Below are 9,479 nucleotides of genomic sequence, written 5' to 3'. Positions count from 1 at the left end.
GTTACTAACCCACTGATGTCTTTCATCAAGAACCCCTTATCCTTCAATAACATCAGGAATTCTACTGAATACTCAGCAGCTTTTCTGACCATTTCATCAACTTAACTGCTTTTGTTATGTATAGAGAATGGATTTTTAAAGCAATGATGATTTAAGGTTTATACAGCCTTTTTATAAGCAGTTTTTAAAATGAGGGCTGACATTATGTCACGTGTTGATCCTGGATTGAAGGACTTTTTTTACAAATTTACTTACGGAGATACAAAGCAATATCCCTTAAATGTAATGGATAAGGATAATTATTTAAATCCGCAATGGCAAGCTCTATTACCCTCAACTATCTTCCTGGTTATCTCCAAAATTTACCAAGCTTGATTATCAACACCTTGCATTGGATGCAAAACACCACCTTAAAAAAGGCTTCAAAGTTTATTGAGGAGCTACAACGCTGTCCTTTATAGTAAAAAATCTATCAAAGTCAACTATGCAGCGAATTTGTGGACTTTTAGTTGAATTTGGAAAGGCAGGAGTGTTTTACCTGATATGGACAATTCATCGTTATGGTGAGATGAGTAATAACGACATGGGAAAATTTACAAAAAGAGGCAAAAGCAATATAATAAGGCATGAGACATGTCGATGGTGCCGTCACAATTCACACTGCCACTGTCAGTACCCTAACCCAAGAGCTGGTATTCGATTTTTAAAGAGCAAGATGTTTTACCTAATGATTGTTCGGAATCTGTTGAGTTAATAAACAAATATTTAATCGCTTGGAAAAAAGAGAAATGGCGTAATTGGGAGAAATCATTCCGTGATCCTGTGATGCAGTTTTTGGAGGTGTATGTTCAACAAAGACTCAGCTTTCAACCCGCAATAAGTGAGAATAAAAGCGCTACTTTTTCTAATGCGACTCATCCCAATTTCCCCCGGCGCCAACATCAACCATTAATGGCACAGATAAGGCAACGGCTTCTTCCATGGATTTTTTGATTTGGGGGATGACTTTTTCTAAATCTTTTTCGGCCACTTCAAAAACCAGTTCGTCATGCACTTGCATGATTAAATGAGCCTCAACGGGGGTTTTTTGGAGCCAATCGCTAACTTTAATCATGGCGATTTTAATAATATCGGCGGCTGTGCCTTGCATGGGTGCGTTTATGGCCGCGCGTTCGGCAGCGCGGCGGTGCTGCATATTGGAGGCGTGGATGTCTGGTAAATAAACGCGGCGGCCGAAAAGTGTTTCTACATAGCCTTGGGTAAAAGCAATAATGCGGATTTTTTGCATGTACTCATGCACTTTAGGATAACGTTTAAAATAAATATCGATGTATTCTTGCGCTAAATCGCGTCCAATTCCCAATTGGCGTGCTAAACCGAAACTCGACATCCCGTACAACAGCCCAAAATTAATTGCTTTCGCGCGGCGACGTTGTTCGGGCGTCACTTGTTCCAAGTTCACACCAAGTACTTCAGCTGCTGTCGCGCGATGAATATCCCATTCTTTATCGAAAGCCCTAATTAAGCTGGGATCTTTTGAAATGTGTGCAATGATACGCAATTCCACTTGCGAATAATCCGCCGCCACCATCTGAAACCCAGGTGGTGCGATAAACGCGCGTCGGATTTTTCGCCCTTCTTCCGTACGGACGGGAATGTTTTGTAAGTTGGGATTATTCGAAGATAACCGTCCTGTTGAGGTGACGGTTTGGTTATAGGAAGTGTGAATTCGGCGGCCGGCTAGATGCACTTGCACTGGCAAACGATCAGTATAAGTTGTTTTTAACTTAGTAAGGCTGCGGTGCTCCAAAATCACTTTAGGTAGAGGATAATTCAAGGCTAAATCTTGTAAAACATTTTCTGCTGTCGATGGCTGACCGCCGGGGGTTTTTTTAAAAATTGGTAGTTTTAGTTCTTCGTATAAAATCGTTTGCAATTGTTTAGGTGAACTCAAATTAAACTCGCGACCCACTAATTTATAAGCTTTCTGCTCCAATAAGGCAATGCGACCACCGAGTTCGATGCTCTGTGCCTGCAGCATTGCGATATCCACTAAAACTCCCCGCATTTCCATTTGCATGAGGATCGGCACTAACGGCATTTCGATTTGTTCAAAGACCTTTTTTAAATTTTTTTCTTTTTCAATTAATGGCATTAATTTATGATGAAGCTGAAAAGCGACATCCACATCCTCCGCCGCATAAGCAGTGGCTTTATCAAGGGTAACGTGATTAAAACTGATTTGTTTCATTCCCTTACCCGCCACATCCTCAAATTTCATCATCATGCGACCCAAATACTTAAACGCCAGAGTATTTAAATCGTGCCGTGTACTGCTACTATTTAAAACGTAAGACTCTAGCAGTGTATCGTAAGTCTTTGTCCGGATAGTAATCCCCTCTTTTGCCAAAACCTCGCCGTTGTATTTTAAATTTTGGAAAATGATAGTTTGATTTTGGTCTTCTAATAAGGGTTTTAATTCCCGCAATACCTCTTCTTTATCAAGCTGGGCGGGCGCGCCCGTATAATCGTGCTCAAGCGGGACATAGGCTGCCTCGTACGGGGAAGTCGCAAATGAAATGCCGACTAATTTTGCTTGTATCGCATTAAAATCAGTCGCTTCCGTGTCGAAAGCGAATACTTTAGCGTCGGCTAATTTCTTCACCCATTTTTCAAAAGTTTTTTTGTCTGTGATTGTGGCATATTGAAAAGCGGCTACTTTTTTATCTTGGTTTACTAGAAGTTCGGCAAGCCAAGATTTAAACTCATATTTGGTAAATAGTTCAATTAATTTTTCTCGATTTTTTTCCGTTTGGATTAAATCCGTTGGATTTTCTTCCAAGGGCAAATCGGAAATAACCGTTACTAATCGGCGCATCAACGGCAGGTCATCAATACAAGCGCGAAGGTTTTCACCAACTTTTCCTTTAATTTCATGCGCATGTTTTATAATATTCTCAACAGAATCGTATTGACTGAGCCATTTAACGGCGGTTTTGGGGCCGACTTTAGGGACGCCCGGAATATTATCGGTGGTGTCGCCAGTTAAGGTTAAATAATCGATAATCTTCTCAGGTGGCACGCCAAATTTTTCAAGAACACCTTTCGAATTGAGCAATTGGTCCTTCATCGTATTAACCAATGTCACGTGTTCATTGACAATCTGGGCTAAGTCTTTATCGCCGGTTGAAACCAAAACCGGCATTCCCTTTTCTTTTGCTTTTTTAGCTAACGTAGCGATCACATCGTCGGCTTCGTAGCCCTCCCTAATAATAAGAGGAAAGCCGAGCGCTCGAATGATTTCAAACAAAGGCTTAATTTGACTTCGCAATTCATTAGGCATTTCGACACGGTTAGCTTTGTAGGTGTGATGCAAATCATGGCGAAATGTTTTACCCTTAGGGTCAAACACCACTGCAACATAATCCGGTTGATATGCCACCATTAGTTTTCGCAGCATATTAATGACGCCATACATCGCCCCTGTTGGCTGGCCTTTGCGGTTCGTCAGCGGGGGCAGTGCATAATAAGCTCGAAAGAGATAAGAAGATCCATCAATCAAAATGAGTGGTTTAGAACTTAATGCTGTCATAGTAAAAAACGGTATTCACACGCGACTAAAGTTGATAGGATATTCTACACATGTTAACCTATTGAAGCTATGTTAAAACGTTCTATATCACCGTTCGCCTTGTTGCTCACTTCTATCAGTGCCATTCTTGGGTCCGGTTGGTTATTCGCCGCTTATTATACCGCAGAATTAGCGGGTCCATCCGCTATTTTGGCGTGGTTAATCGGGGGCTCTGCCGCCATCATCATCACGTTCGTTTCTGCGGAATTATGCGCTATGTTACCGATTACGGGCTCCAGCACACGCATACCCTATTATACTCATGGCACACTGGTGAGCTTTCTTTTTGCCTGGATTATCTGGCTTACTTACGCTTCGTTTGCTTCGACTGAAGTTCAGGCCGTACTGCAATATTTCAGTTATTTTTTTCCTTTTTTGGTCCAAAGTAACGCCGGCTTAACGGGTTTTGGTTATTTTCTTGCTACCCTATTAATGCTCACTATTAGTGCGCTGAATGTTTTTTCTTTACGGTGGTTGTTGCGCTGTAATAATGTGCTTACACTTTTAAAAATTGCGATTCCCGTTATCGTAGCGCTGGTTATTCTGGCGGTTTATTTCTCGCCCCATCAACTTCTTCATCCCGGCTATTCCTCTTTTATGCCTTATGGGATGCACGGTGTTTTTGCAGCAGTCTCCGGCGGTGGCATTGTTTTTGCTTTTAATGGGTTTAAGCAAGCTTGTGAGATGGCAGGGGAAGCTAAAAAGCCCGCGCGAGCTTTGCCGTTCGCGGTGATTGGTTCAGTGATCGTATGTTTAATCATATACCTTTTGTTACAGTTCGCTTTTTTGACATCAATTATCCCTTCTAATTTAATTCATGGCTGGTCGCATCTCGCTCTTCCTGGGGGAACAAGCCCTCTAACGGCGGTTGCGCATCAAGGGCATTTAGATATTCTGCTTCCTGTGTTATACGTCGGGGCGGTTATCGGGCCGATGGCGGCAGCCCTGATGTACACTAGCAGTGCGGCACGATCTCTGTATGGGATGAGTAAAAGCCATCATATTCCGCCGTTGTTTCAACGGTTACTGTACGGCAATCCAGTTGTGGCTATCATTACTAATTTTCTCCTGGGAATGTCGCTTTTCGCGCCATTGCCGGGTTGGAACAGCATGATTACTTTCCTTACCTCATTAATTGCGCTCACTTACGGGATCGGCCCCATTTGTCTATTAACCTTGCGTAAACAATTACCTGATTATAAACGCCCTTTTAAATTACCTTTCGTGACAATATGGGCCACTTTCGCTTTTTACCTTTGTACACTTCTTACTTATTGGAGCGGTTGGGTTGTTATTTCCAAATTGGGCATCGCCTTGATGGCCGGCCTTCTCGTTTTATTCATTCACCGTGCTTTCATTAACCCCGATGAGCGAGTTCCCCTGAATGCAAAAGCCGCCTTATGGGTTTGGCCTTACCTAGCGGGGGTCACGCTCATCTCTTATCTCGGCGATTATGGTGGAGGTAAAGGAGTAATTCCCACAGGATGGGATTTTGGTGTGATCGGCCTTTTTTGTGTCATGATCATGTGGCTCGCTCTTAAATTTAGATTGTCAACTATACTCACCCAGCATTACATGAAAGATGGACTTTACTCGCCAACCATCAGAGCAAGGAACCAATGGAACCCAAAAACCCGCGTTCGCTCAGCACGGCTGAGGTCATGACACCGGAAAAGGTGAATTTTGCAGGGAACATTATCCATAGCAGATATATCTCAAGCTTATCGACTAAACAGCCTGCGCGTCTGCCGCCCGTTACAGTGGTCATTATGTCGTAACGCTTTCGGTTGACAAAGTGTTGTTTAAAATGCAGCCAATTTATCTCGGCGAGTTAGTCACTTGCTATGCAATGATTTGCGTTGGACGCACTTCAATGGAAATGGGTATCAAAGTCGTCTGAAAATTTAACCACTGGCGAAAAACGACATACCAACTCCTGTTATGTCGCCATGGTTGCCGTTGATACAAATTTAAAACCTGTAGCCGTCCGCCCTTTAACAATTAATGATGAAATCGAACAACGCCAGTTCGACGAAGAAAAAATTACAAGAGAAGCCCGAATTCAGCTAGCAAAAGCCCATGAAAAACGAAAAAATAAATGATTTTTGAACTTCCTTCTCCCACTTACCGGGAGTCAAGAGAGGCTCCTTTTTCAGTTTGCTATTCCTTAAATATTTATCTTATAAGCTCGTGGTAGAACTGATTATTTTGTTTTTGGTTATTAATGCTGAACTTGCGTGGAGCCAAAGAATCAATAAAGGTGTTGATGATTATTTTCCTGGGGGTTTTTTTATTACACACATCATTGTGATTACTGCCGGTATTATTTTACACAACTACGGTATTAAAACCGTTATTCAGAATTCCTACGTAGAAACTTTTCATCATCCGAGAATATTCGGATGGTTTTTCGTATTGGCCTTATTTATGCAGGCTTATTCTTTAGGTACTGGTACGTACACCGGCTTATAAGCCGTTTTTAATAACGTAAATATCCTTGCCGAACCCCGCGTTAAAACAGGTTTTTTAAGCACGCTTTTCATGGTCATTTCATTAATTTTGGTGGCCGGAGGCATTATTTACTTTATTACTGTGGAATGCTCATCCCGTCCCAGGACAAACGCTCAACGCAGTCGTTTTTCAATCCATTTTACAAACGTGGTCTTATCATCACTTTTTATTATTGGTATTAATGGTATTAGAAGCGGGACTTTTAATTGTCGCCGCCAATACGGGCTTCCTCGGTGGCCCTGCGTTTTAGCGAATATGTCTATCGACTCGTGGCTGCCACATCGCTTTGGCATGCTGTCCAGTCGATTGGTTACTCAAAATGGTCTGATATTTTTTGGATTAGCCACGTTATTTATTTTATTTGCCACCGACGGCTGCGTGGAATTTCTCGTTGTTCTATATAGCATGAATGTGTTTTTGACTTTTAGCATGTCGAAGCGGTTATTCCCTCTATCGATCCCAAAAAGCCAACTACTGTTTTTCTTGTAAAAGAAATCGGCGCAGCTATGGATTCTTTACTGTGGGTCACTCGGATGTTCCCTAGTTATTTTCATAATTTTATTTTCATCAGCACTGGCGAAGTTGATATTGGTAGCTTTGGTAGTGATACAACGCTTTCAAAATTAAAAAGAACAAACCGATACGACTCTGAATTATTTAGTCAAATACTCCCAAATGCAGGGCATCGCCGCCGAATCCTATAGTGGCTTTGGCACGGATGTCGTCGATCAAATTATGCAGATATCTGCAAAAGTTAATAAAAAATTCCCTACCGCCATTTATTTTTCTCCCCGCTATGTTTTTGCTACTGAAAATTGGTTTACCCGCTTATTACACACCGACCTCGCTAACATCATCCAACGCCGTCTGTCTGTATATGCTGGGAGCTAAGATGTTGATATTGCCGTTGAAGTTGAAGACTTAGCCAACCTATTTCCCTATCGTGCTGTTACAGTTTTTCCTTTGAAGCTACTCCTCAGGGTCATGAGCTGAAAAGTGTGCTATGTTTATAATCATAAAAATATAATAGCATCTATGGGAGCTTATCTTCTTCAGAAGCTTGAGCAGACGAGCAGCATTAAAATTAAAATGAACTGATATATGCCGATTACAGCTTATAACAAAAAGTCTATAGATTACCTTTTGCAGTATGACAAAGAACCGATTAAAGAAATTTATAATAATATCAATAGATTATTTGATAAAAAGGTTGAAGAAATTGGCGGAAAATCCATCTTATTTAAGAAGACACCTATCAATCCAACACCTTCTTTTTTATCAAAAGAGCACTATGCTAGTTACAAACTATGCTGTGATAAATTCAACACGATTATTGAGAAAATTGGTGACCGCCTTGTTGAAAGAAATACGGAATTAATGGAATTTTTTTAGCGATTACAAATCATATTAGCCTTATATCAAAGCGAAAAAATTTTTGAATAATTTATACTATCGTTGCGATTTTTTTAGATAAAAAGGGAAACTTAAAGTTCGTTGAAATAAATATCCATGGTGGTCACAGGTTCTGTGTTATCAATTTTCTGAGCCAGATAATCTATGATCAATTGAACTTAAGCATAATATCGTCACCCCAAATTTATTATGATCCTTTCTATTGGCCACGAGTAATCACTGAGATGGAAAAAGAAGCCTCTATCACTCCGGCTACGGTTTGTATCATTTATGACGATCGATCTCCATTCTTTGATCCGAAATTAATGTATTTTTTGAACTAATTACTTTGACTGATCAACTTAATTCTACAGGACAACAAGCTTTTTCATAGATGTTAAAAATCTATCAATGAACCGTAAAGGTGAACTAAATTATAAGGGAAATACAATTTCTACTCTTTTTAGTAGAGTTAGAGTTGGTAGGCAGTGACATGTCTTACGATATTCGTTATAAGTCCTTTTTACAATCCTTCTTGAATAGACAGGTTTTGTCTATTGATGGAATGGCCGGTTTGACAATTCTACAAGATAAAAATTTATTTTAAATTCTAACGCATGAAAAATACGTTCACTTACCTACGAAGGAGGAAAAATTAGTAATAGGCAGGTTTCGAAAACATTTAGGCTTATCTTTTTTGAAAAGAAAAATATTAACGCTTTTGCCAATTCCAAAGATCTTTGGCTTATTAAGCCAACCAATTTAGCTTGAGGACAAAAAGTAAGCATCGGGCAGGATTTGAGACAAATTGAATGGAATCAATTTATTGAAAGGTTGAATAGATCAGGACTTTATTATTCAGTAAAAAATCAACGCACCAATGGTGAATATTTTAGAACATATTAGATGAGAATTTTTTAATAAAAAATGTATTAAATTTATTCCGCTTTATATTTAAACAGCAATTGCCATGGTTTTTTAGATAGAGTTTCTTCAGAGGCGGTTACTAATATAGCAACTGGAGCTTATCCACACCCCGTTTTCATATTAAAAAACAAAAATCCCGTTAATCATTATTCTCGCATTTTGCTTCGTTGCATACGGGCTAGGGCTACTAGAAACATTTGAAGAGTGGTTCTATATCTGGTATCTCAAAAATATGAGCAAGGCAGGCAAGCAGTTTGAAGAAAATGAGAAATGATCCAGTGGATTGGCAGATTAACAACTTGAAAACGATTGCCGTTAAGGTCAGTTTGTCCTATGAACAACGAGAGACTAGCTATCTCATTTTTTGGACTCAGTCTGACCAGAAATAAATATTCCTGCGAAAAAACCCATTAAACTAATCTATGTCAAATTATTTATTGAATGATTGATAGAATAATTGGAGGTGAAAAAATATAAACATACATATTTATCCAATTACAATTCGACCTTTTACATAAAGGAAGAAAGCGGTGTCTATTTAAATAAGGATCTAATTTACCAGAGTGTGTTTCCGATGGTGAGATTGTCAATGAAGCGGTTTACGAAATTGAATCTGCGATTACCTCTTGGAGCAAAACAGCTAAAGAATTTAGAGACCTCATTCCAAATTCCAGTGTTGCCTTAAAATACAGTAGTTAGTGGTATGTTTTTGTTCTAAAAGATTTACACGCTGCGTTAGCACTTCAGGCTAAAAATGAAGGGTTAAGTTTAAATATGCTGGCAGCAACTTTATTGGTGGAAGGGATTGGCAAGAAATAAAAATATTCCCTTCTCAATTTAGGGATGACTCATAGCACAATTAATCGATTGTAATTCAGGTAAGTCGTCAGAAAAAAACAACCCAATGAAAAGTGCGCTCTTTAAAGGGGGCGTTATAATGCGCCAACACAGAATTTCTATTTTAAATAAAGAGCAGGTGATGAAAGATATTAAAATACTTGGTGTTGATATTTATTGC

General features: G+C 39.7%; 2 protein-coding genes and 5 pseudogenes. 6 read left to right on the top strand and 1 reads right to left on the bottom strand.

The annotated features are described in order from the left end of the window. Positions 1-904: 904 nt before the first annotated feature. Positions 905-3,592, bottom strand: a complete 2,688-nt coding sequence (gene polA / locus FIV31_RS06150) for a DNA polymerase I (protein ID WP_280124162.1) — start codon at positions 3,590-3,592, stop codon at positions 905-907. Positions 3,593-3,661: 69 nt separating this feature from the next. Between polA and FIV31_RS06145 the strand changes: the two are divergent. The 6 genes and pseudogenes from FIV31_RS06145 to FIV31_RS08640 all read left to right on the top strand — a co-directional run. Next, positions 3,662-5,288 (top strand): annotated as a pseudogene (locus FIV31_RS06145) (APC family permease). 4 nt (positions 5,289-5,292) lie between these two features. After that, positions 5,293-5,733: pseudogene (locus tag FIV31_RS06140) on the top strand (acyl-CoA thioesterase). A gap of 43 nt (positions 5,734-5,776) precedes the next feature. Next, positions 5,777-6,574: pseudogene (locus tag FIV31_RS08650) on the top strand (APC family permease); the annotation flags it as partial. A gap of 2 nt (positions 6,575-6,576) precedes the next feature. Further along, positions 6,577-7,067, top strand: a pseudogene (locus FIV31_RS08645) (amino acid transporter); the annotation flags it as partial. 176 nt (positions 7,068-7,243) lie between these two features. Then, a complete protein-coding gene (locus FIV31_RS06130; protein ID WP_280124161.1) occupies positions 7,244-7,534 on the top strand; it encodes a hypothetical protein in 291 nt (96 codons plus the stop codon). Positions 7,535-9,187: 1,653 nt separating this feature from the next. Next, positions 9,188-9,280: pseudogene (locus tag FIV31_RS08640) on the top strand (hypothetical protein); the annotation flags it as partial. Positions 9,281-9,479 lie beyond the last annotated feature (199 nt).

This window comes from Coxiella endosymbiont of Ornithodoros amblus (assembly GCF_019425495.1).
Classification (GTDB): domain Bacteria; phylum Pseudomonadota; class Gammaproteobacteria; order Coxiellales; family Coxiellaceae; genus Coxiella.
The sequence above is the reverse complement of the archived record's forward strand: the minus strand, read 5'-3'. Positions and strand labels throughout refer to the sequence as shown.

Excerpts from the sequence above, each read along its gene's own strand:
- polA (WP_280124162.1), bottom strand. The coding sequence starts at position 3,592 with ATGACAGCATTAAGTTCTAAACCACTCATTTTGATTGATGGATCTTCT.
- FIV31_RS06130 (WP_280124161.1), top strand. The coding sequence starts at position 7,244 with ATGCCGATTACAGCTTATAACAAAAAGTCTATAGATTACCTTTTGCAG.